This is a genomic window from Paenibacillus sp. 10L310, from assembly GCF_056395745.1.
In genome coordinates, this window is record NZ_JBFTKC010000031.1 from 18707 (window position 1) to 41731 (window position 23025).

20 protein-coding genes and 1 riboswitch are annotated in these 23025 nt (G+C 47.0%); of the genes, 14 read left to right on the top strand and 6 right to left on the bottom strand.

What is annotated here, in order from left to right:
* Window positions 1-40: 40 nt before the first annotated feature.
* The 3 genes from AC1DE7_RS30535 to AC1DE7_RS30545 all read right to left on the bottom strand — a co-directional run bounded on the left by AC1DE7_RS30535 (window position 41) and on the right by AC1DE7_RS30545 (window position 3751).
* Window positions 41-511: a C40 family peptidase gene (locus AC1DE7_RS30535; RefSeq protein WP_405158255.1), complete on the bottom strand. Its 471-nt coding sequence runs from the start codon at window positions 509-511 to the stop codon at window positions 41-43.
* Window positions 512-514: 3 nt separating this feature from the next.
* Window positions 515-652: riboswitch (cyclic di-AMP (ydaO/yuaA leader) on the bottom strand.
* Between the two features lie 245 nt (window positions 653-897).
* Complete coding sequence (locus AC1DE7_RS30540; protein ID WP_036607309.1) at window positions 898-1749, bottom strand: hypothetical protein; 852 nt, start codon at window positions 1747-1749, stop codon at window positions 898-900.
* A 10-nt stretch (window positions 1750-1759) separates the two neighbouring features.
* Window positions 1760-3751, bottom strand: a complete 1992-nt coding sequence (locus AC1DE7_RS30545) for a M1 family metallopeptidase (RefSeq protein WP_405158256.1) — start codon at window positions 3749-3751, stop codon at window positions 1760-1762.
* A 101-nt stretch (window positions 3752-3852) separates the two neighbouring features.
* Here AC1DE7_RS30545 and AC1DE7_RS30550 point away from each other — a divergent pair, with 101 nt between their 5' ends.
* A complete protein-coding gene (locus AC1DE7_RS30550; RefSeq protein ID WP_017691308.1) occupies window positions 3853-4356 on the top strand; it encodes a YwhD family protein in 504 nt (167 codons plus the stop codon).
* Between the two features lie 198 nt (window positions 4357-4554).
* On the opposite strand, the gene AC1DE7_RS30555 is transcribed toward AC1DE7_RS30550, so the two are convergent.
* A complete protein-coding gene (locus AC1DE7_RS30555) occupies window positions 4555-6633 on the bottom strand; it encodes a transglycosylase domain-containing protein (RefSeq protein ID WP_100528572.1) in 2079 nt (692 codons plus the stop codon).
* Window positions 6634-7045: 412 nt separating this feature from the next.
* On the opposite strand from AC1DE7_RS30555, the gene speE reads away from it, so the two are divergent.
* Both speE and speB read left to right on the top strand, forming a co-directional pair.
* A complete protein-coding gene (gene speE, locus AC1DE7_RS30560; protein WP_017691306.1) occupies window positions 7046-7873 on the top strand; it encodes a polyamine aminopropyltransferase in 828 nt (275 codons plus the stop codon).
* A 15-nt stretch (window positions 7874-7888) separates the two neighbouring features.
* Window positions 7889-8758: an agmatinase gene (gene speB, locus AC1DE7_RS30565; protein WP_036607280.1), complete on the top strand. Its 870-nt coding sequence runs from the start codon at window positions 7889-7891 to the stop codon at window positions 8756-8758.
* A 308-nt stretch (window positions 8759-9066) separates the two neighbouring features.
* Here speB and AC1DE7_RS30570 read toward each other — a convergent pair whose 3' ends face one another.
* On the bottom strand, window positions 9067-9198 hold the full coding sequence (locus AC1DE7_RS30570) for a hypothetical protein (protein ID WP_017691304.1): 132 nt from the start codon (window positions 9196-9198) through the stop codon (window positions 9067-9069).
* Window positions 9199-9826: 628 nt separating this feature from the next.
* Between AC1DE7_RS30570 and AC1DE7_RS30575 the strand changes: the two genes are divergently transcribed.
* The 5 genes from AC1DE7_RS30575 to argS all read left to right on the top strand — a co-directional run bounded on the left by AC1DE7_RS30575 (window position 9827) and on the right by argS (window position 15351).
* Window positions 9827-11014: a WD40/YVTN/BNR-like repeat-containing protein gene (locus AC1DE7_RS30575; protein ID WP_477535801.1), complete on the top strand. Its 1188-nt coding sequence runs from the start codon at window positions 9827-9829 to the stop codon at window positions 11012-11014.
* Between the two features lie 218 nt (window positions 11015-11232).
* Window positions 11233-12714 carry an alpha-N-arabinofuranosidase gene (locus tag AC1DE7_RS30580; protein ID WP_101315114.1) on the top strand — a complete coding sequence of 494 codons (1482 nt, stop codon included), beginning with the start codon at window positions 11233-11235 and terminating at the stop codon, window positions 12712-12714.
* Between the two features lie 3 nt (window positions 12715-12717).
* Window positions 12718-12984 (top strand): DUF6171 family protein, encoded by a 267-nt coding sequence (locus AC1DE7_RS30585; protein ID WP_477535802.1) that lies wholly within the window; start codon window positions 12718-12720, stop codon window positions 12982-12984.
* Window positions 12985-13249: 265 nt separating this feature from the next.
* The gene (locus AC1DE7_RS30590) at window positions 13250-13675 is read left to right on the top strand and encodes a YwiB family protein (RefSeq protein WP_017691299.1); all 426 of its coding nucleotides are present in this window, start codon (window positions 13250-13252) and stop codon (window positions 13673-13675) included.
* On the top strand, window positions 13672-15351 hold the full coding sequence (gene argS, locus AC1DE7_RS30595) for an arginine--tRNA ligase (RefSeq protein WP_036667693.1): 1680 nt from the start codon (window positions 13672-13674) through the stop codon (window positions 15349-15351). Before AC1DE7_RS30590 ends, argS begins: the two co-directional genes overlap by 4 nt.
* A gap of 288 nt (window positions 15352-15639) precedes the next feature.
* Here argS and AC1DE7_RS30600 read toward each other — a convergent pair whose 3' ends face one another.
* A complete protein-coding gene (locus tag AC1DE7_RS30600) occupies window positions 15640-16794 on the bottom strand; it encodes a S8 family peptidase (RefSeq protein ID WP_036667694.1) in 1155 nt (384 codons plus the stop codon).
* Between the two features lie 461 nt (window positions 16795-17255).
* Between AC1DE7_RS30600 and rpoE the strand changes: the two genes are divergently transcribed.
* The 6 genes from rpoE (at window position 17256) to AC1DE7_RS30630 (ending at window position 23013) form a co-directional block, all read left to right on the top strand.
* The gene (gene rpoE, locus AC1DE7_RS30605) at window positions 17256-17825 is read left to right on the top strand and encodes a DNA-directed RNA polymerase subunit delta (protein WP_036607268.1); all 570 of its coding nucleotides are present in this window, start codon (window positions 17256-17258) and stop codon (window positions 17823-17825) included.
* 93 nt (window positions 17826-17918) lie between these two features.
* Window positions 17919-18197 (top strand): hypothetical protein, encoded by a 279-nt coding sequence (locus AC1DE7_RS30610; RefSeq protein WP_165789966.1) that lies wholly within the window; start codon window positions 17919-17921, stop codon window positions 18195-18197.
* 80 nt (window positions 18198-18277) lie between these two features.
* Window positions 18278-19882, top strand: a complete 1605-nt coding sequence (locus AC1DE7_RS30615) for a CTP synthase (RefSeq protein WP_100528576.1) — start codon at window positions 18278-18280, stop codon at window positions 19880-19882.
* 228 nt (window positions 19883-20110) lie between these two features.
* Entirely contained in the window at window positions 20111-20497 is a 387-nt protein-coding gene (locus AC1DE7_RS30620; RefSeq protein ID WP_017691292.1) for a response regulator, read from the top strand.
* A gap of 260 nt (window positions 20498-20757) precedes the next feature.
* Window positions 20758-21612, top strand: coding sequence for a class II fructose-1,6-bisphosphate aldolase (fba, locus tag AC1DE7_RS30625; RefSeq protein ID WP_036607263.1), 855 nt, complete (start codon window positions 20758-20760; stop codon window positions 21610-21612).
* Between the two features lie 147 nt (window positions 21613-21759).
* Window positions 21760-23013, top strand: a complete 1254-nt coding sequence (locus AC1DE7_RS30630) for a UDP-N-acetylglucosamine 1-carboxyvinyltransferase (protein ID WP_036607261.1) — start codon at window positions 21760-21762, stop codon at window positions 23011-23013.
* Window positions 23014-23025: the final 12 nt, after the last annotated feature.

The following is a 23025-nucleotide window of genomic DNA, read 5'->3' on the forward strand; positions in this document are numbered from 1 at the left end:
TATGTTTAATGGTTACAGCATCATGTTGCTCAGCTTGTCCCTAGTCAAGGGCCAGTGATTCATATGCGTCCGTGCTCATAATCCGTTTTGCGCCAACATAACGATTGGCCCAATAGTTTTCACTCAATGCACTGATCGTAACGCCTTTGGAAGAAGAGGAGTGTGCGAACTTTCCATCCCCTACAAAGATTCCTACATGGGATACGCCTTTACCTGTTGTATTAAAGAACACCAGATCGCCAGCTCTCATTTCCATGCGGGATACGGAATCGCCCATGTCGAATTGGGAACTGGATTGGCGTGCCAAATCAATACCCAACTTTTCGAATACATACCGTGTAAATCCGGAGCAGTCAAAGCCGTTGAGCGTTGTTCCTCCACTTTGATATGTAGTTCCCATTGCTGAATCAATTACTTTGTCCATCTTAGAATCTGCGAATGCGCTACCTGCACCAAGCGATAATGCGAATGTGATGCTAAGTACAGCTGCGGTTAATTTCTTCTTGAACAAGAGATATTCCCCTTCCAACGCCTGCGAGGTTAGCTTAAGGATTCGGTTGAAGGTCCCCTATGATCCCTCTGTAGCAAGATCAATTCACCCATAACTGGTTCCCCCGCTTCCCAGGTGCCAGGAATTTGGCTATGCTAGTTATGCACCTGCGAAATCAAGAAATGATGATTTAATTTTAAGTAGTTACAAATATGAATGTAAATATTACAAAGTTGTTACTAAAAACTCACTGCGATTATTGTAACAGAGGAGTACGGCTTTGGCAACGTTTAGCAACAAATTTAGCAAAAAAAACCTCGACCTTTGACGGGGAAAGGTTGAGGGTTGCCTATTTATAAGTACATATTAGGCCATGAGTTTAACATTTGATGGTAACAATTTTTAAACTATCTGCTCTCACCTTTGGATATTTTGGACTGCCATAAACGGAAATGGCTGCATATTTTCCACAGACTTAATAGACACCTGGCAAGTGGATACGTCTGTTGTAGTATAAGCCCGGTAAGTCCCGTTAATAACCATGAGGCTGTAGTGAATGCCCCAAAGACGAGCAGGTGTACTCCGCCCAGCAGGAGTGCAATGCCGATTACGGCGATGAGATGACGCAGTGCAATCCAGAGGGCTTTGAGGGTGCCGTGAGCCCCGCCTTCTCCTTCTGGTGCCGAAACACCGAACTGCATGTAGAGTATGACATGGTGGATGATCCAACCATATACAATCCAGGCAGCAACATAAGGTATACCAGGCAAAAGTAATTGAAGGGAATGAAATCCGTCCATGAGAATTGAGTAAAGCTTCGGTATGAGCCAGTAGGCGGGCAGAAGTATCAATAATGTACGTATGGTGTGGAGCAGTAGCATCGGTTTCCACAGATTTTTGATTCCGCGGACAAAGGGGATGCGCTCTTCTGTAGAATTAAAGTGCTGAAGTGAGTAGAGCAGTCCTGCCTGAATGAGGGGGCTGATCAACATGCGAACCAGCAGCATGCCCCCGAGAATCCATAGATAACGATGAACCTCCGGATGGGTAGACAGGTTAAGTTGACTTTCCATTTTGAACAAAAGTGTACTCAGCTCACCGGCATCAGCATCTGGATAGCGAAGGAGCAGTGGGATGACGGCCGATTGTACCATTCGATAGAAGAAATATCCCCAAATGAGTTGATAGAGAAATAAGAGTGCGGCAATGAACATATGCTGACGGACGAGAAACCAGCCTTCACGTATTTTCGCTTTCACCGTTTCCACCTCACCATGACAGACCTCCGAATATGGCTTCTATTAGTTTGGTTACACTCATGCTCCAGCGGGACTTCGTCTGCTCATCCAGTCCGGATTTCAGGAAATTGTTCATATGGCGGTTCTCCAGCACGATCGAGTACAGGGGATCGGTCATGGCCCAGGATACGGGGGATGTGTGAGTTAATTTATACGTGATGCGATCTTCTTTGCCATTCCATTGCTTGGTGAGGATATGCCCGTCTTCAAAAGCAATGCGAACAGGAACGGCGCTGTAATCACTACCTTTTTTTGCGATCGTCACGGATGACTCGTACAATGTTTGACCGTCTTTCTGTACGGGCGTAACACGAATCTTCTCTACAGCAAAGTCAGCCATCCCGTTACTATAGACGTATTGATCAAAATAATCAGACCAGGAAGTGCGGGTCACTTGTTCCACAATTTTCTGAAAATCAGCCGAAGTGGGATGTTTGAAGCGGTACTTCTTCACATAGGTAGAGAGGATGCGTTCCATCTTTTTGGCACCGACTTGATGTTCGATACCAAGCAATACAAGTTTGCCACGTGTATAGACATTGGCTGCATACTCATTCTGTGAATCAAACTTCCAGGATTCTTGTGTTAAGGATGAAGGAGACGTAATCAGTCCCGATTGTACTGGCAGATTCGGAATCAATCCGTATTCCTGCTCCATCAGTTTGTCTTCTGCATAAGAGGTGAATCCCTCATCCAGCCAGGCTTCCTCGAATTCGTTGCTGGCAACCATGCCGTAGAAGTACTGGTGTCCGATCTCATGGACTACGGTACGTTCCAGGTCATAACCCGGAGTAGTATCATCGGCTCCAAAGGCCGTAACTAGCGTAGGGTATTCCATACCTCCAGCGCCGTTCCCCGCTTTGGGTGGAACTACGATGGATAAGGTAGCGTAAGGATATGGGCCAAACCATTTGCTATAATTGGCTAGAGCGGCCTTCGCGGCGTAGAAGTAACGTTCTTTCAGATCCTGATGAGCAGGGTCCAGATATAACTTGATTCGTACACCAGGCACATTGGGTGCAGAGAAGGGTTCCTCGGCGTAGACAAAATCCGGTGAAGCTGCCCATGCGAAGTCATGCACATCATCGGCGTAAAATTGATAGACCTTTTCTCCATTCTTCACCACGGCTTGCTGCGTCGGAAATCCAGTAGCAGCTACTTTGTATGTTTCAGGCACCCGAATACGCACACTATATATACCGAAGTCAGCGTAAAACTCTGAATTGCCATGGTACTGGTGCAGATTCCAGCCTTCCGTTGTTCGTCCACGTCTGCCCACAGGTTCATAGGCACTTAATTTGGGAAACCATTGACCTGCCATGACAAAATGATCAGCAGTTCCCATCCGGGCAAAAATCTTCGGCAGATTCACTTCAAATCGGGTGTGGAGCGTGATGCTTTCCCCGCCTTTGACGGGTTTGGGCAAGCGTACTTTAATGAGGGTGGTGTCCTTGATATTTCCGTCATCTGGTTGCACATACTGCATCCGGTGCAGCAGAGAGAGCCCGTCCTCCGTTTTCATTTCGGTAATGTTCATGGAGCCATAACCATTGGTAGGCATGACATCACCCCGAAGCTTTCCACCGGATTCCTTCATAAAGGTGGTGTCAGCAGAAGAGAAGGCGTTGGGATACATATGAAAGTAAAGCTCGCTGACGGTTTTTTTACCTGGATGTGTCCAGGTAATCGTCTGAGTCCCTTCCAGTACATTCCCTTCGACCAGTTTTACATCCATGTGATATTCCACAACACGGTTGCTGTACACTTCGGCAGTAGGGGTCTGTACACTTTCTGGAGGTGCTGGCGTTGGGGCTATTGCCTTAGGCTTGCCCGATTCGGGGGCGAGTACTGGCAATTCGGAATGAGTTGAGCGATTATAACCCAGAGTGATCCATATCCCTCCGGCAAGTACACACAGGGCCAGGGATGCAGTGAGCCAGCTCTTGGCGCGTCGTGGAATCATCGTTAAATACCTCCCGTTGACAAGCATCTACAGCATGTATATGTTTGCAATGGGGCAATTATTAGTTAAAATATTTGTATCAACCCTTGGAGGTTATAAACATGGACCAAAACGAGCAAAACGGCAAAAAACAGATTGCCTTGAATATCGTTAGTGCAAAAAGCAAGCATAAAGGCTTCGGTGCAGGCTCCATTGAGCTGAATAACCTTTCCCCGGTCATTATTGATAATGGCGAAGCCAAAATCGATATCGGTGCGATGCATGCGAAGAGCAAAGTGGAACGCAATATCAAGTTCTCTACTAATCGTGAGGATGTGCCCAACGGACGCCAGGTATGGCTGGTGTGGGTAGCTGTCGACCGCACGGAGGAAGGCCAACTGTATGGTGGAGCAACGGCATGTGAGATGTGGATTGATACGGAAGCAAGACGTGGATGGAAACTGCTGGCCGAACATGTGAATCGCATGGATTATGCCTTGAAGCGTCGCTTCATGCTGGATGAGCTTGGACCCGAAGCTCGAGCTGCACTTAAGACACTGTTGATCTCACACAACGAAGACTGGTGGAATGCTTCTCCAGATGTATTGAAGGAAGCACTCGCCTAAGGCAGATCTTTCAACACAGTCTAAAAGAAAAAAGGCAAAAGGCCCCTTGACCGGAAAGTTCGGTTGGGGGTCTTTTGCTTGTGCTTTAATCGTATTCATCGATCTGAATAATTATGAGTTTTCATCCAAAGTGAATTTCCAATTGTTCAATATAACCAGGGGTTATAGGTGACGCAACTAAGTCATCGCCCATTTACGTCATTCTACCCACCAACGTTTGAAATCTCCCCACCAAGAATGTTTCTCTTCCTGTATGCCTTGTTGATTCTGTACCTGACGAGTCTTCTCATCTTCTCCAGAATCCGAATCATCCGTTGTACCATGACATACCTCTGTCGGTTCAGTACCATCAATAAAAACTTCCAATCGTTTCTCTTCACAACCGTTGCCTGCCAGCTTGCCGGATTCCGGATCAATATAGACACTTACGACATGATCAGGCACGGTGAAGATTTTGGGTGGTACGCTCGCAAGGGCCTGTTCTGTGAACTGGGCAAAGATCGGCGCTGCCCGGCGGCCATCCGAAGTGGAGATGGCTTTGCCTTGGTCGTACCCAACCCATACCGCGGTGGAGAGCTCCGGTGTGAATCCAACGAGCCAGGCATCCGTGTTGGTTGTTCCCGTTTTTCCCGCAACCGGGCGTTTGATCGCCTTAGACACACGGTTGCCCGTTCCTCCATTTTCGAAGACACTTTCCATTAAACGAGTCAGTACATAAGCTGCCGCAGGTTCCACAACGGTCTCAGCCTTCGTCTGAGGCGATTCATAGAGCACACGTCCTGCGGCATCTGTCACTTGTAGAATGGCTACAGGTGGCGTCCGTTGTCCACCAGCAGCAATGACGGAAAAGGCCGACGCCATCTCCAGCGGGCTGACAGGTGACGTTCCCAGTGCAAGAGAAGGTACGGCGCTCAGGTTGCTTGTAATGCCAAGGTTTTTTGCCATACTCACAACCTGCTCAGGACCGATCTGCATAATGGTGTTCACCGCATAAATATTGTCTGAAGCGGCGATCGCCTGTCTTAGATCAATCTCACCCAGATACTTGTCTCCAAAGTTGCCGGGTTTATAGGTTTTGCGGTCATTGTCATAGTGAAAAAGGGTAGGTTCACTGTTAAATATGGATGCACTAGTGAGCTGCTTGGATTCCAGGGCTGCCAGATACATAATCGGTTTAAACGCCGAACCTGGCTGGCGCGTTGTCGCTAGAACATGGTTAATCTGATTGGTACGGTAATTCTTGCCGCCTACCATGGCTTTGATGTAGCCCGTACGAGGGTCGATGGACACGAGGGCCGTCTCCAGCTCGCTTTTGGCATCCATACCCTTCGCTATGGCGTCTTCCGCTGCTTTTTGTACACGCAGATCCAGGGTGGTGTAGATGTTCAATCCCCCATGATCCAGCATCGCTTCACTGATTCCCAACTCTTTGATGGCCAGATTCCGGATATAGTCACGGAAATACGGGGCGCTTTCCACCGTTTTACGCTCGCTCTCCGGTTTGAACGAAAGCATTTTCTCATAGGCCTTATCGGCTTCGGCCTGGGTGATCTTGCCGATATCAGCCATGGCATTCAGCACAATCTTCTGTCGGTCTTTGGCATTCTTCATATGGTTATAGGGTGAATAGTAGGTAGGTCCTTTCGGGATTCCTGCCAGCATGGCACTCTCTGCAAGATCCAGCTGTTTGGCTGATTTGCCAAAATACATTCGTGAAGCCGCTTCGATTCCGTACGCACCATGCCCATAATAGATTTCGTTCAGATACATCTGCAAAATTTCATCCTTGCTGTATTTCATCTCCAATTGCGCCGTGTACATGGCTTCCTTGGCTTTGCGAGTCCATGTTTTCTCATGAGATAGATATAGGTTACGCGCCAGCTGTTGAGTCAATGTACTCGCACCTTGCGACATCTGCATATGTTCGAGGTTAACGAGCACAGCCCGTCCCATCCCTTGCACGTCGAACCCGTAGTGATTATAGAATTTGCGGTCCTCTACAGCCAGAGTGGCATGGACCAGATCTGGAGCGATATCCTCCAGTTGAACGGGTACAGAGTCTTTGCCACCTGCGGAGAAGGTAGCGATGACTTCACCCTGACTGTCCAGTAATCTGGAATTCCGATCAGAGTCTGCGAGAGGCAGGCTGGTTGCATATAGATAGACCAATCCTGCAGCGGTAGCAAGTATGGCGAGCACGGCGAGCAGAGACAGGTTTTTAAACAATTTACGTACACGGAACCCGCGTTTGCGGGTCTTTTGATTTGGCTTGGTCATGGAACGGGCTCCTCTCTTTTCTTCCAGTATGGGACTTGATTGGCAGGGATATTCAATCGGGTGCATAAGCAAACAAAATGTAGCGTTTTCGCCTTAAAAACCGTTTTGCAGTATAAACGTCAATCGCGTATAATGCAAAAGGGTAATGAAAAGGTAAGATTCGGCACAAGATACTAAAGCGCGTAAGGACGAACAGACGAATGGTCATTGATTCATTGATTAGTCAGACGCTCTGCACGCTCTGGTCAATTTAATCTATATAATGAAGTGAACCGCGGACCTTTCCCGCAGGCCAGCAATCATAACGCGATATGGCGCCGAACGCTGGACGTGCTTGGGCGAACCGAATATAGTGCACAGCACTTGATCGGGTATGGCTGATCATTAACTTTACGGAAAGAAGGTAGAGATTATGGAATTGTGGTTTACGGAGAAACAGACCCCGGTATTCGGGATCACCGCGAAGATTAAGCAGACCTATGTTACAGAGAAAACGGATTTTCAAGATTTGGCCATGGTAGAGACCGAAGAATTCGGTAACATGTTGCTTCTTGATGGCATGGTGATGACGACTGTAAAAGACGAATTCGTATATCACGAAATGGCGGCACACCCTGCGCTGAACACTCACCCGAATCCGAAAAAAGTTCTGGTTGTCGGTGGCGGCGATGGCGGAGTCATTCGTGAAGTCATTAAACATGCTGCTGTAGAAAAAGCAGTTCTCGTCGAAATCGACGGTAAAGTTATTGAATACTCTAAAAAATATTTGCCTGAAATCGCCGGCAAGTTGGACGAGCCTAATGTTGAAGTGCTCGTAAACGACGGCTACATGCATATTATTGAACATAAAAATGAATACGATGTGATCATCGTAGATTCTACGGAGCCTGTAGGTCCGGCTGCGCCATTGTTTGAGCGTGGGTTCTACCAAGGCATCTACGAAGCATTGAAAGAAGACGGAATCTTCGTTGCCCAAACGGACAACCCTTGGTTCAAGGCGGATTTAATCCAGAAGGTGAACAAAGACGTCAAAGAAATCTTCCCGATCGTACATGTGTACGGCTGTAATATTCCAACCTATCCAAGTGGTTTGTGGACATTCACCATGGGTAGCAAGAAACATGACCCGCTCGAAGTGGATGAGACTCAAATCCCGGAGATGGATACCAAGTATTACTCTCCGCGTCTGCACAAAGCAGCATTTGTACTTCCTAAATTCGTGGAAGATTTAACGAAATAAAAGGGGAAATCATTAATGAAACTGGATCAAGCTTATTCAGGAAACGTATTTATTTGCAGCTCTGAGGATTATGAGAACTCCAAAGCAGTTATCTATGGCATGCCGATGGATTACACCGTCAGCTTCCGTCCGGGTTCCCGTTTCGGCCCATCTCATATCCGTCAAGCATCGGTTGGACTTGAAGAGTACAGCCCATATCTCGACAAAAGCATTGTAGACATGACATACTTTGACGCTGGAGACCTGCTCTTGCCTTTCGGTAACGCGGGACGCAGCCTTGAGGTAATTCATGAATACATCGGCAGTCTGCTCGCTGACGACAAATTCCCAGTTGGTCTCGGTGGCGAGCATCTGGTTACTTGGCCAGTCATCCAACAGATGTACAAGAAATACCCGGATCTTATCCTGATTCATATTGATGCACACGCTGACCTTCGTGAAAACTATGAAGGCGAGCCATTGTCCCACTCCACACCAGTACGTAAAGCAGCTGAGTTGATGGGTGGCAAAAATATCTATCAGTTCGGTATCCGTTCCGGTTCCCGTGAGGAGTTCCAGTATGGTCGCGAGAACATCAACTTCTATCCATTTGAAGTGGCAGCTCCGATGAAGGAAGCTCTTCCGAAGATGGGCAACCGTCCGGTGTATGTGACCATCGACATCGATGTGCTTGATCCGTCAGCAGCACCAGGAACAGGTACAGCAGAAGCGGGCGGCATTACGTCCAAGGAACTGCTGGAAGCCATTCATATGATCGCAGGATCTGATGTAAATGTAGTTGGTTGTGACTTGGTTGAAGTTGCACCAATCTATGATCCAACACAACAGACACAGATTGTAGCTGCGAAGCTGATCCGTGAAATGCTACTTGGATTCGTGAAATAATCACAGAATAATCGATAAGTATAACGCTCTCTGTCTGCGCGGGTTCAACTTTGCGCAGGGGAGGGCGTTTTGTATTGTTAACTTTTGTACAGAGCTGTGCTATACTGACTACATAAGTATTCAGTAGTATATTAATTGATATATTACATTCGTGAAGTATATGGTGATCGGGTTCGGTCATATACTAAAAAGAGCCTTTACCGCTGCCAACGGTAAAGACTCTTAGGACCCGAAAGGCTGTGGATTGCCACGGCGCGCATGAACTAAATAATGCTATTCAAGCAAAACCCACCGTCAGGCTTCCGACCTTATGAGGTGGGTTTTCGCTTGCTACGAAACTTTTTGCGCAACCAACGGTAAAGCTTTCGCCCACTCAGTACAATACTGAGGATCGCAGCAATCCATCGGATTACATCAAGCAACGCCACAAGTTTGACCAACGACGTCACCCCCTTTCGGGAAGCTGCGCCGTGGTCTGGAAAACATCCACCGATATTCAAAAGTCCATAACATTAATTATAGCACGTATGTTCCCTTTCCTCTACCATTTATTTCATGTGTTAGTATGGACTCTCCTCTTACGCAGATATCGTGCCTTGGTATGACTCTATCTTAATATTTGTGTATAATATGGAAATAGAGGAAGGGCAAGGTGGATGTGAATGCGTGTGATTCGGACTCAATTGAGTATGTATTCCAAGTGGCTGACTGCAGTTTTTATAGTGTTTGTCATCAATTTTGTATTAGCAGTGACGATATTTCTCAACTTTACGTTGATGGTGGCTGATCTGGCTATGCTTTTTGCTGCATATAGTATTCGGGAATATAAATACAACAAAATATATTTTAGTTTATGCCTTTTATTAAGTATCAGTTTTGTTATCCTTGCTGTGGTGACGTATCCCATTTAATTTAGAGTACACAATGTTTGGTGATGAACCACCCTTGCCTACATGATCCAATCATGGGTAAAGGTGGTTTTTTTCTTGCAAAATTGTCATCAGGGTTAATCAGATTGTTACGTTAGAACCATCATATTTGGGTAAAACCATAGAAGGAGGTGTTACGATGACAACCAAGAGTACAATGACATGGAAACGGATTGGTGCACTCGCATTATCGTTAACGCTGGCTTGGGGGATGGGTCCGGTACATACGCTATCAGGTGCTAACGCTGCATCCTCACAGGCATGTGGAAAGGGAGATCATGGACTATCTGCTACATTAAAAAAGGGCAGCGGTGTGGAAGAGCAACACCTGCAATTTACTGACATTGATTTTCTTAATGATATGACTGGACGAGCTGGGGGTGAAGGCTTCCTGATCGGTACCTCGAATGCAGGATGTACGTGGCAGTCCATATATACCGGGCAGTGGCAATTCACTCAGCTTGATTTTCCGAATAATGTGAACGGATATGCGTTGGCGCGAGTGAAGGATTCACCTGCAACCTATCTGATCCGTACCCATGATGGGGGATCGCACTGGACGCGGCTCGATACGCCGGGCATTCAATTCAAGCGAATCGATTTTCGCAATAAAGATGTAGGTTATGGTTACACCTATAATGGTGCATATCAGACGAAGGATGGCGGGGTAACCTGGAGTAAATTGAATACACCTGCCAACACGCGTGCAGCTGCCTTTGCAACAGAGAAACAAGGGTATGCCGTTGTGGTTGTACCTGGATCGGGATATCATCTGAAGCAAACGAGTGATGGCGGCAAGAACTGGACAACCTCTCTTCGAGTTGTCTCAGACACATGGAGCGGAGCGGATCTGTATGCACATGGCCAGCAAGTCTGGGCCCTTCTGTATGGTGATGCAGGCATGTCCCAACAATCGTACTCCCTCTATGCGAGCGGTAATCAAGGCAAGAACTGGACCCAAGTATTTGCGCAATCCACAGCAGGGGGAGGTCCTGCACCGGGTACAAACAGTACGGGCAAAGGAAACGGACCAGCCAACCCGGGTGGTCATCCCGGCAACATGGCGTTGATTGGTAATCAGACGGCGTATCTGTCTGCAGGTTCACCCGCAGCTGGCAAAGTGGGTATTGGACGTTCTTATGATACAGGTTCCAAGTGGAAAAATATTGACCTGAAAGATCCGGGATACAGTTCCCGTATCTCGTTCTCATCGGCCAAGACGGGTTGGCTCGTAGTCACAAGTGATAACTCTCCTGCGATCTATCAGACTATAGATGGTGGAACGACGTGGACACAAAAAATGTTGTTGCCTTCAGAGCAGGATTAAGTAGCCTGTTATTCTGAAATAATAAACGGGCAAATCCAAATTAGAAATGTATAAAAATCAATTTGGTAAGTCTCTGTATGAATTTCTATAACAAACAAGCCTCTTCCTAATCAATTACACAGGAAGAGGCTTGTTTGTGTAGAAATAAAAACGGTTGAAACCTACTCTAAAACGAGTTATTGTAAGCGATAACAATACATTATATGGAGGTTGAAATAATGGTTGATGTTATTTTAAAGGCGGATTCTGATAAAGGATTAATAAATCGCAATATATATGGTCACTTTTCCGAACACTTGGGACGTTGTATTTATGAGGGGCTGTGGGTAGGAGAAGATTCACCTATTCCGAATACGGATGGGATTCGAAATGATGTATTGACGGCCTTGCAGAAGCTTAATATTCCAGTACTTCGCTGGCCAGGCGGTTGTTTTGCCGATGAATATCACTGGAAAGATGGTGTAGGTCCGAAGAGTGAGCGTGCTCGTATGATCAATACACACTGGGGCGGTGTGGAAGAGAACAATCACTTTGGTACACATGAATTCTTGAGATTATGTGAGTTGCTCGGCACGGAGCCATATATTAGTGGCAATCTGGGTAGCGGTACAGTGCAGGAGATGCAGGAATGGGTGGAGTACATCACATTTGACGGCGAATCCCCGATGGCGAACTGGCGTAAGAGTAATGGTAGGGAAGAACCGTGGAAAATGAAGTATTTTGGCGTGGGAAATGAGAACTGGGGATGCGGCGGCAATATGCGTCCTGAATATTATGCGGATGAATATCGCCGGTATGCTACATATGTACGTAACTATTCCGGGAACGAGATTTATAAAATCGCTTGTGGACCGAACGAAGGTAACTATGAATGGATGGAAGTCCTGATGCGGGAAGCTGCTCGCTTTATGGATGGAATCAGTCTTCATTATTACACCATCCCTACAGGAGAGTGGAACGATAAAGGCGCAGCTACAGGATTTGGTGAGGCTGAATGGTTCACTACCTTGAAAAAGACGCTCCATATGGATGAATTACTGGTGAAGCACTCCGAGATTATGGACAAATATGATCCAGAGGGCAGAGTCGGCATTATTGTGGATGAATGGGGCACGTGGTATAACGTTGAGCCGGGAACCAATCCAGGGTTCCTGTATCAACAGAATACGATGCGGGACGCTGTGCTTGCAGGTGTTAACCTGAATATTTTCAACCAACATAATAAACGGGTACACATGGCAAATCTTGCGCAGATCGTCAATGTGCTTCAATCGCTTGTGCTCACGGAAGGGGACAAAATGCTCCTGACCCCTACGTATCATGTATTTGATATGTATCAGGTCCATATGGATGCACAGCGACTGGATTTGAATTATGAAAGCCCAGGATACACATTCGGAGAAGAGACCATTCCGCAACTCAGCTTATCAGCTTCCCGCAACAAGGATGGGGTCATTCATGTGACAGCTTGTAATCTGAGTCACACGGATGAGTTGGAAGTTGTGTGTCAGCTGGACGCAGCTCAAGCGGCTAAAGTAAACGGGCAGATTCTGCACCATACTGATTTTGGTGCATTTAATACCTTTGAACAGCCGAATCATGTTCAGCCTGTGGCGTGGGATGGAATCACACTGGAGAATAACACACTGCGTTTTGTCCTTCCACCAGCATCGGTTGGGGTGCTCGCTGTCGAGGGTTAATGCATGAAAAGGCAGGAACCTTGCAAAGGCTGTAATGATCAGTACGATGTGAAGATTAGCGATGCCAAAATGGCCAGACTTGTGGAGATTGCCTCACGTTCGCGTCCGACGGTACAGGATGAGGAATATGAACGTCGGCTATCCATCTGCTCTGCTTGTCCGGGATTGCAATATGGAACAACTTGTCGGCATTGTGGTTGTCTCGTACAGGTGCGAGCGAAGCTGAGTGAGTCGACATGTCCTTTTCCTTATGAATCCCAATGGGACTGATCGGAGGAACGAATCTTATTATAATGAAGCAAAAGGGAGTTGCACTTTACCGGTGCGGCTCTTCTTTTTTGGCTTGATGAGGAAAAAACTCTGAATTTGGATTTGAATTGAGCGAGGGAACTGGATATAGTTATACAGTAGAGTGTAGGATAGCGAGCTATCCGGGAATATGAGCGCGTATAGCGACACAACAATACGGGAAGGGCTGTTCTCACCAGCCGTGCCTGATTTTGCGTCGCCTCGAATATAATGGAGGTTAACATTCATGTCGAACATGCGACCGGTACACATCCGGCTGCACAGCCGTTATGAAGGTGAAGATGTGCTGCAGGAAATGCAGGGTGAAGCCGTGTTAAAAGGGTCTGTTCTTTATGTTCGTTATGAAGAACCGCAGGTTGGACCTGAGGGAGGTACAACCCGTACAACATTGAAGCTGGGCGGACAATCCATCAAGATTATACGTCATGGTGAGGTGGAATCGGAGCAGACTTTTGAGTTGAATCGGAAGCTTCCTGGTTTCTACCGATCACCATACATGTCGTTTGCCCTGTCCACGCATACACAGAAGCTGGAACTTTCCATTCAGGGATTGAGCGCACGCGCAGCGTGGAGCTACGACTTTTACCGCTTTGATGAAGAATCTGGACATTTCGCGATTAGTTTGCATATACAGGAGGAACCAATTTCATGACACGTAATCCACTAGATACGATTAACGAACGGGTAAGTACGGCCATCGGCAACGCCATTGTGACGGCCGGAATTGTTACGCAGGACGAATTGCCAGCCATCACATTGGAAGTGCCGCGTGAGAAGACACATGGAGACTTGGCGACCAATGCTGCCATGCAGCTGACCAAGATTGCCAAGCGCAATCCGCGTCAGATTGCTGAAGAGATCATTGCCAATCTGAATCTGGCTGAAGCAGGAATCGAGAAGGCTGAGATTGCGGGCCCAGGATTCATTAACTTCAAATTGGACAAGAGTTACCTTTATCCAGTACTTGCGCTTGTGCAGGAGCAGGGTAAAGATTACGGAAGAATTAACATCGGAGAAGGACGCAAAGTCGAGATGGAGTTTGTCAGTGCCAACCCGACAGGCAGCCTGCATCTGGGTCATGCCCGTGGAGCAGCTGTAGGTGATGCACTATGTAACATCCTTGACTACGCAGGATATGATGTAACCCGTGAATACTACATTAATGACGCAGGTAATCAGGTGTTTAATCTGGCTCGTTCCATTGAAGCTCGTTATCTGCAAGAGCTGGGTCAGGATGCTGAGATGCCTGAAGACGGTTATCACGGTGAAGATATTAAAGGATTCGCCAAGCAGCTTGTTGCTGAAAAGGGTGACGAATTGCTGTCCATGCATCCGGGTGACCGTGCGGCTTATTTCCGTGACTTTGGTCTGGAGAAGGAACTGGACAAGATCAAACGTGACTTGAATCGCTTCCGTGTTAACTTTGACATCTGGTTCAGCGAAACTTCCCTGTACGATAACGGAGAAGTGCTGCGAGTGCTTGATGAATTGCGTGACCGTAATGAGATCTATGAGCAAGATGGAGCAACTTGGTTGAAAACGATGCAGTACGGTGACGACAAAGAACGTGTATTGATCAAGAACGATGGCACGTATACTTACCTGACGCCAGATATTGCTTATCACCGCGACAAATATGCTCGTGGATACGACACGATGATCAACATCTGGGGTGCCGATCACCATGGATATATTCCACGGATGAAAGCCGCGATGCAAGCACTGGGTAATGACCCTGAGAAACTGGTGGTCTTGATTGCACAGATGGTGAGCTTGTTCCAGAACGGTGAAAAAGTGAAGATGTCCAAGCGTACAGGTAAAGCTGTAACGATGGAAGATCTGATGGATGAAGTCGGCATTGATGCCATCCGTTACTTCTTCACAATGCGCAGCATGGACTCCCATCTGGACTTTGACATGGACCTTGCGATTTCGACATCCAATGAGAATCCGGTATTCTACGTACAATACGCGCATGCCCGTGTATGTAGCGTATACCGTCAGGCTGAAGAACAAGGTATTGAACTGTTGCCACTGGCACAGATTGACCTGTCCAAGCTGACAACAGAGCACGAGTATGACCTTCTCCGCAAAATGGGAGAGTTGCCTGAGGAAATCTCGGCAGCAGCAACAGGATATGCGCCTCATCGTATCATCCGTTATGTATACGAGTTGGCATCCCTGTTCCACAGCTACTATCGTGCAGAACGTGTCATTACGGAAGACACGCAGCAAACTCAAGCACGTCTGGCACTGATCGGTGCTGTACGTACCGTTATCGCAACAGCGCTTCGTCTGGTAGGCGTAACCGCTCCTGACAAAATGTAAATTCCAGGCTAGCGGCACATCCGCCGCTCTGCCTAACAAAAAAGTCTCCAAGTCCACGTTGCAACTGCAACGTGGTACATGGAGACTTTTTTTATTGTGTACCCGGAGTTGAAGAAAACGAAATGCCTGACCCATCCAAGGCACACTAGCCTGCTCTGACATCACAGTGGGCGTAACCTAGAGTTTCAGCCGCTACGTAATACTCCCTCGTGCGTACTGCCTGGTCCGGGCTACTGCGTTTCGCCACGAAGCCTCAATCAAGTTCGGCTGACGGCTGACAGAGCTGGCTCACTCCCCGCCCTCCTGCATTAGCTTCAGGGCATCAATCTCACCACCACGCACCTTGCTCTTTGCTGTGGTAGTCTTGCGAGCACGCAAAGGGATCGTAGCACGTTTGACGAGTGTCTTGATTTCACTAGGGGATAACCCCGGATGTTTGGAGAGTAGCAAGGCGATAGCGCCACTCACATGGGACGTCGCCATGGATGTGCCGCTCATCTCGTGATGCTTTCCTTGTACCCAGGAGGAGACAATTTTATCACCGGGTGCATAGACATCCACATATGCGCCACGATTGCTGAAGGACGCAATACGTCTGTTTTTGTCGGTTGCCCCAACAGATATGGTCTGGGGATACCGTGCAGGGTAATCAATACTGCGGCGTTTGCCGTCATTTCCTGACGAAGCAACAATAACGATTCCAGCATGGTATGCACGATTGACAACGTCAAGAAGCGCCTTGCTGCGTGTTTTCATGCCGAAGCTCATATTGATGATATCGACCTTGTTGCGCACACACCAGTCGATGCCAAGTACAATATCGGATACATAAGCCGATCCGTTGTGGTCAAATGCTTTCACCGGATAGATCAGGGAGCGTGGAGCTACACCAATCATGCCTGCGGTACTGTTGGCAGCAGCGATAGTCCCTGCTATGTGGGTGCCGTGTCCGTTATCATCATGAGGAAGCAGGCTGCGGTTTAACAGATTGATTCCGCGTGCCAGGGAATAACGAAGATCAGGATGGTGATAATCAGCACCTGTATCAATCACACCGATTTTAATCCGGTGTCCGGTAGACACAGACCATACTTTGGGCGCCCGAATCTGCTTCACTCCCCAGGGTATGCCTTGAGCATTGCTTGGTTTGCTGTGGAGTGCGTTGGCATGAAGGGAGATGGGAACGTCTTCTTCAATCGTAATTTCATCCCCATAGCGGTATAGGTCCTCCGGGCGTTGGACTGGAGCGATAATGGAACGAGCTAGTCGCGAGGAACGGACAGCCCCAAGGTCGGTGAATTCATTCCGCATTCGGGACAATTCTACGAGACAGGCCTCGTACTGCTGCGGTTTGGCAAATCGGATCAAATATCGCCCTCCCTGTTCTGGTTCAGGGCGTCGCATTCCGTCAATCAATTGATGCAATAAACCAGTATAGTCCATAATGGGCAGCCCCCTTCGGGATGAACATGCTGAGGTATTCTATGAATGCGCTCATCCCGCCGCATGGGGAACTTGCCCTTTTTTTACAAAAACACATTCTCTTCGTGTCAAAACGGGCGCAGGGACATATGATGGATGGAGAGCTAGAGGGCTCTTGCGGGGAACCTGGTGAGGAGTAATCCTCCAAGGGTATACAGTCAGAAGGCGGAGGGGACTCCGTCTTTTTTATTATGGAGTTGTCTCTTTGGCAAAGAGGATATTCCTGTGGGTTTGATGTCACTTCACGTTTAATATGTGGACATATTGTTGCTGCTCTCCGCATTTGCGTCACATCCGTACATAAAAACTTGCTTTTTAACGCTAAATAGGTTTTACTTAGGTTTGTTAATGGATATGTTATACGTAACAGTCCAGTTCGTAGGGGTTAAAAAGTGAATTTTGTGTGAGAGGAAGTGTCTGCAGTGAGTACCTCGCTCAATTTGAAAATTGATAAAGAAAAGGTAAAAGAGATCCCTTTGGTGGACCTTGCCTTTATGGTGCTGAAAGCGGCTAATACGCCGTATTACTATCGTGACTTAATGAATGAGGTAGCGAAGCAGCGCGGAATGACTGATGAAGAAATCAACGAGTTTATCGCCCAGCTATATACCGAGATTAATATCGATGGCCGTTTTGCTTGCGTCGGTACAAGTCTGTGGGGCTTAAAGCGCTGGTATCCGGTAGCTGGAACAGAAGATTCCATGACGGGTGCGAAGCGTCCGCGTATCATCAACGATGAAGACGATGATCTGGAAGATGAAGACTTCGGTGAAGAAGAAGACAGCTATAGCAGCGATGAAGGCTTCGACAGCACGGATAAAGAGGAAGAAGAAGACGAAGAAGAGGAAGAAGAAGACGACATCTTTGACGAAGAAGACAGCGAAGAAGAAGTGCTGGTTGAAGATGACGATCTGGAAGATGAAGACCTCGAAGAAGACGAAGAAGAGTCCGAAAACGAGGATGAATTTGACGACGATTCTGATAATCGGTAGTCATTTTTGACGTCTATAATTTACCCGTTTCCCCGGAATAGTCAGCCTTGACAGCAGACGGGGTAACGGGTAAACTATTGCATGGGCTTATGAATGAGCGACAATATATTTATGTTTTTTATAGAAGGTGCCCCGTCCTGCGGGAGTACTTTTTTTTGTATTTTTAGAGGCATAATTTTGCAAAATGATTTTTTTCCGTATGCTCCCGGCCAACATTTCGTGGCCCGTTTTTGTATATCAAAAACACCAAATGGAATGAAGGCCATCGGAATATTTGCACCATTTTTTGCTGTAGAACAACGTGTATTTAAACCGTCTTCGCAGAAAGAGCAGTTCGCAGATGCAGGGAATTTCTGCCATTGCTCTTTTTAACGATGATTACCTGGGAAACAGGTTACGATAACACCATATATCGCCTGAATTTCTGTACTTATATTAGGAGGGTAATAACAGTGACAAAGTATATTTTCGTGACGGGCGGAGTTGTGTCCTCCCTGGGCAAAGGGATTACGGCTGCTTCTCTGGGCAGATTGCTGAAAAACAGAGGGCTTAAGGTAACGATCCAGAAATTTGATCCATATATTAACATCGACCCGGGAACAATGAGTCCTTATCAGCACGGCGAGGTTTTTGTAACGGATGATGGCGCGGAAACGGATCTGGACCTTGGCCACTATGAACGTTTTATTGATATCAATCTCTCCAAAAACAGCAACGTCACGACTGGTAAAGTATACTCTTCCGTCATCAGCAAAGAGCGGCGCGGGGAATATCTGGGCGGAACGGTACAAGTTATTCCACACATTACGAACGAGATCAAAGAGCGTGTATTCCGCGCTGGACGTGAAGCGGGTTCGGATGTGGTTATTACGGAAATTGGTGGAACAGTGGGCGACATTGAGAGTTTGCCTTTCCTGGAAGCTATCCGTCAGATCAAGAGTGATGTAGGTCGCGACAATGTGATGTACATCCACGTAACACTTATTCCTTATATCAAAGCAGCTGGTGAAGTGAAAACAAAACCAACGCAACATAGTGTTAAGGAATTACGCAGCATCGGTATTCAACCGAATGTGATTGTATGCCGTACGGAGTATGAATTGTCTAAAGACATGAAAGCCAAGATCGCTCTCTTCTGCGACATTGATGAGAATGCCGTGGTTGAATGTCGTGACGCAGACACGTTGTATCAAGTACCTTTGAACCTGCGTGAAGAAGGCTTGGATGAGATCGTGGTAAATCACCTGAAACTGACTACTCCTGCACCGGATATGAGCGAGTGGGAAGGGCTGGTTGACCGGATCAACAAGTTGGAGCATACAGTTGAGATCGCTATTGTTGGTAAATATGTAGCGTTGCATGATGCATACCTGAGTGTTGTTGAGTCGTTGTCTCATGCAGGATTTGCATCCAATGCTGATGTGAAAATTCGCTGGGTTCCTTCTGAAGATATTACGGATGAGAATGTAGGCGACCTGTTACATGGTATTGGCGGTATCCTTGTTCCTGGTGGATTCGGAGATCGTGGTATTGAAGGTAAAGTATCGGCAATCCGTTATGCTCGTGAGAAACAAATTCCGTTCTTCGGTATTTGCCTGGGTATGCAGGTTTCCGTTATTGAGTATGCACGTTCCATCGTTGGCTTGAATGGTGCGAACAGTTCCGAAATTAATCCGGCTACGGAATTCCCTGTGATTGACCTGTTGCCTGAGCAAAAAGATATCGAGAATCTGGGTGGCACGATGCGTCTGGGTCTGTATCCTTGTAAGCTTCAGGAAGGTTCTTTGGCGATGGCTTGTTATGATGACGAGCTGGTGTATGAGAGACACCGTCACCGGTATGAGTTCAACAATGAATACCGTGAAACGATCGAAAAAGCAGGACTGGTTATCTCGGGTACATCCCCGGATGGACGTCTGGTTGAGATCGTGGAACTTCCAGGACACCCATGGTTCCTGGCGGTACAGTTCCATCCGGAATTCACTTCCCGTCCGAACCGTCCGCAACCATTGTTCCGTGATTTTGTAAAAGCTTCTCTGGAGAATGCGCAGAAGTAATAAATTTTTTGTGTTAACGTAATAGATATTGGGGATGTTCCTGGCAACCATAGTGGATGCCGGAACATCCTTTTTTTTTTTCGTAAAAAGTGGGTGAAAATGCTTTTTGTCATTTTGTGAAGGTAGCAGGATTTTAATGGAAGAGGTAGAATACTTATCATGACGACTATGGGATAGTTATCCAGATTCGAAGGTGTGCATGCTTTCCTAATTCTAGGAGGTTACAGAGTGGAAGATAAAAAAGTTTTGATTGTTGATGACCAGAATGGTATTCGAATCCTGTTAATGGAAGTGTTCAGCAGTGAGGGGTATAACACGTTTCAAGCACCCAACGGCAAGGTTGCTCTGGAGATTGTGAATAATGACAAGCCTGACCTGGTATTGCTCGATATGAAGATTCCTGGGATGGACGGTCTGGAAATCCTGAAGCATATTAAAGAAATTGATCCGGGTATCAAGGTGATCATGATGACCGCTTATGGTGAACTGGACATGATTAAGGAAGCCACGGATCTCGGAGCGCTCATGCACTTTACGAAACCGTTTGATATCGACGAGATGCGAGTGGCTGTGAATATGCAACTTCGCAACGGTACCGCCAATAAATGCAGCTGAATCCTGTTGATACAGGATTTTTTTGCGTGTGGAGAACATAGAAGGTACTTGGTGGGAAAATGAGGTATTTCACTCCTTTATCCGGGGAATATTGGAAATGGGGAAGTTATAAAGCGGTGTCTATGAAAACTGTGCTGCAAAGCACAGCATTTTTGCAAATGCTTGTTTAGTATTTGACATGGGATGTGGTATAATAAGCCCGTATGTGATTTCGGCTAAAAACCATAGACACAACCCAAACCCCTAGGAGGATTGAAACCATGCCATTAGTATCTATGACAGACATGTTGAACAAAGCACTTGAAGGAAAATATGCAGTTGGTCAATACAACATCAATAACCTTGAGTGGACTCAAGCGATTCTTGGTGCTGCTGAAGAAGAGAAATCCCCAGTAATCTTGGGTGTATCCGAAGGCGCAGCACGTCACATTGGTGGCTTCTACACTGTAGTTAAAATGGTAGAAGGACTCATTCACGACATGAAAATCACTGTTCCAGTTGCAATTCACCTGGACCACGGTTCAAGCTTCGACAAGTGTAAAGAAGCGATCGACGCTGGATTCACATCCGTAATGATCGACGGTTCCCACCACTCTATCGATGAGAACATCGAAATGACTAAAAAAGTTGTTGAATATGCACACGCTAAAGGCGTTTCTGTAGAAGCTGAAGTAGGTACTGTAGGCGGACAAGAAGACGACGTTATCGGCGGTATCATGTACGCTGACTTGAACGAGTGTATCCGTATCGTTAAAGAAACAGGTATCGATACATTGGCACCAGCTCTTGGTTCCGTACACGGTCCTTACCATGGCGAGCCTAACCTGGGCTTCAAAGAAATGGAAGAAGTTCGTGACGCGGTACAAGTTCCACTCGTATTGCACGGTGGTACAGGTATTCCTAAACACGACATCGACAAAGCCATTTCCCTGGGTACGTCCAAAATCAACGTAAACACAGAGAACCAAATTGCTTTTGCAAGAGTGGTTCGTGAAGTGCTTGCAGCTAAACCAGACGCTTACGATCCACGTACATTCATCGTACCAGGCCGTGAAGCAATTAAAGAAACCGTTAAAGGTAAAATCCGCGAGTTTGGTTCTAACAACAAAGCGTAATTTATCTTTACCAGTTCCATACTGTGAAATGGAAAAACACCGCCTAGCCGGTGTCTTTCCATTTTCACACCTTATTTCTACATCGGAAGCCAACAGCACGTATTGCCGTTCATCGGCTGCAAAACACGTAGGGGGACATTAAGCTTTATGGAAAAATTGATGATTAGTGGCGGACGTCCGTTACAGGGAACTGTAACTATAAGCGGCGCCAAGAACAGCGCCATTGCGCTTATTCCTGCAGCATTGCTTGCCGAGTCAGAAGTCGTGTTGGACAACCTGCCGCTTTTGAGTGACGTGGCGGTTTATGCAGAAATTTTGGAGGAACTCGGAGCACATGTGACTTGGGAAGGCAGTCAGATGAAGATTGACCCTTCTGACATCAAATCCATTCCTATGCCGAATGGTCCCGTGAAGAAGCTTCGTGCTTCGTATTATATGATGGGTGCATTGCTAGGGCGTTTCAAAGAAGCGACCATAGGTTTACCAGGGGGCTGTAATTTTGAGCCTCGTCCAATTGATCAACATATCAAAGGGTTTGAAGCGCTTGGCGCAACCGTAACAAACGAACATGGCTCCATTCATTTGCATGCCAAAGAGCTGCGCGGAGCAAAAATCTATCTTGATGTAAGCAGTGTCGGCGCAACCATTAATATCATGCTGGCGGCTACTCGTGCCAAAGGCTCTACAATTATCGAAAACGCGGCTAAAGAGCCTGAGATTATAGATGTAGCAACACTTCTGAATTCCATGGGTGCCAGCATCAAGGGTGCAGGTACCGAAACGATCCGTATTGAAGGGGTCTCGGAGCTTAAAGGCTGCCGTCATTCCATTATTCCGGACCGTATCCAAGCAGGTACGTATATGATCGCTGCAGCGGCGACGCGCGGAGATGTTCTGATTGACAATGTGATTCCCAAACATCTGGAAGCTTTAACGGCAAAACTGCTAGAAATGGGTGTTGGCATTGAGGAATTGGATGAAAGTATACGTGTCATTGGTAAACCAAGCTATAACCATGTGGACGTGAAGGCACTTGTATATCCTGGTTTCCCAACGGATCTACAGTCACCAATGACCAGTGTTTTGACACAGGCAACCGGTGTGAGCGTCCTGAGCGACTTTGTATACAGTAATCGATTCAAGCATGTGCCTGAGTTAGTGCGGATGGGTGCAAAGATTCGAGTAGAAGGACGGTCAGCGATTATTGAAGGCAGTGCATTAAACGCGGCCAAAGTAAAAGCATCCGATCTTCGCGCTGGAGCAGCGCTGGTGATTGCAGGTCTAACCGTCAGTGAAGGTGTGACCGAAGTAACGGGGGTCGAATATATCGACCGCGGTTATGATCATCTGGTGACTAATCTGCGACTGCTCGGTGCAGATGTATGGCGGGAAACTGATTAATAAGAAGCATTA

Coding starts and splice junctions, on each gene's coding strand:
- AC1DE7_RS30610 (WP_165789966.1), top strand. CDS start 17,919: ATGAGCGACAATATATTTATGTTTTTTATAGAAGGTGCCCCGTCCTGC.
- AC1DE7_RS30580 (WP_101315114.1), top strand. CDS start 11,233: ATGGTTGATGTTATTTTAAAGGCGGATTCTGATAAAGGATTAATAAAT.
- AC1DE7_RS30630 (WP_036607261.1), top strand. CDS start 21,760: ATGGAAAAATTGATGATTAGTGGCGGACGTCCGTTACAGGGAACTGTA.
- AC1DE7_RS30545 (WP_405158256.1), bottom strand. CDS start 3,751: ATGATTCCACGACGCGCCAAGAGCTGGCTCACTGCATCCCTGGCCCTG.
- AC1DE7_RS30600 (WP_036667694.1), bottom strand. CDS start 16,794: ATGGACTATACTGGTTTATTGCATCAATTGATTGACGGAATGCGACGC.
- AC1DE7_RS30575 (WP_477535801.1), top strand. CDS start 9,827: ATGACAACCAAGAGTACAATGACATGGAAACGGATTGGTGCACTCGCA.
- speB (WP_036607280.1), top strand. CDS start 7,889: ATGAAACTGGATCAAGCTTATTCAGGAAACGTATTTATTTGCAGCTCT.
- AC1DE7_RS30585 (WP_477535802.1), top strand. CDS start 12,718: ATGAAAAGGCAGGAACCTTGCAAAGGCTGTAATGATCAGTACGATGTG.
- AC1DE7_RS30550 (WP_017691308.1), top strand. CDS start 3,853: ATGGACCAAAACGAGCAAAACGGCAAAAAACAGATTGCCTTGAATATC.
- fba (WP_036607263.1), top strand. CDS start 20,758: ATGCCATTAGTATCTATGACAGACATGTTGAACAAAGCACTTGAAGGA.
- AC1DE7_RS30590 (WP_017691299.1), top strand. CDS start 13,250: ATGTCGAACATGCGACCGGTACACATCCGGCTGCACAGCCGTTATGAA.
- speE (WP_017691306.1), top strand. CDS start 7,046: ATGGAATTGTGGTTTACGGAGAAACAGACCCCGGTATTCGGGATCACC.
- argS (WP_036667693.1), top strand. CDS start 13,672: ATGACACGTAATCCACTAGATACGATTAACGAACGGGTAAGTACGGCC.
- AC1DE7_RS30555 (WP_100528572.1), bottom strand. CDS start 6,633: ATGACCAAGCCAAATCAAAAGACCCGCAAACGCGGGTTCCGTGTACGT.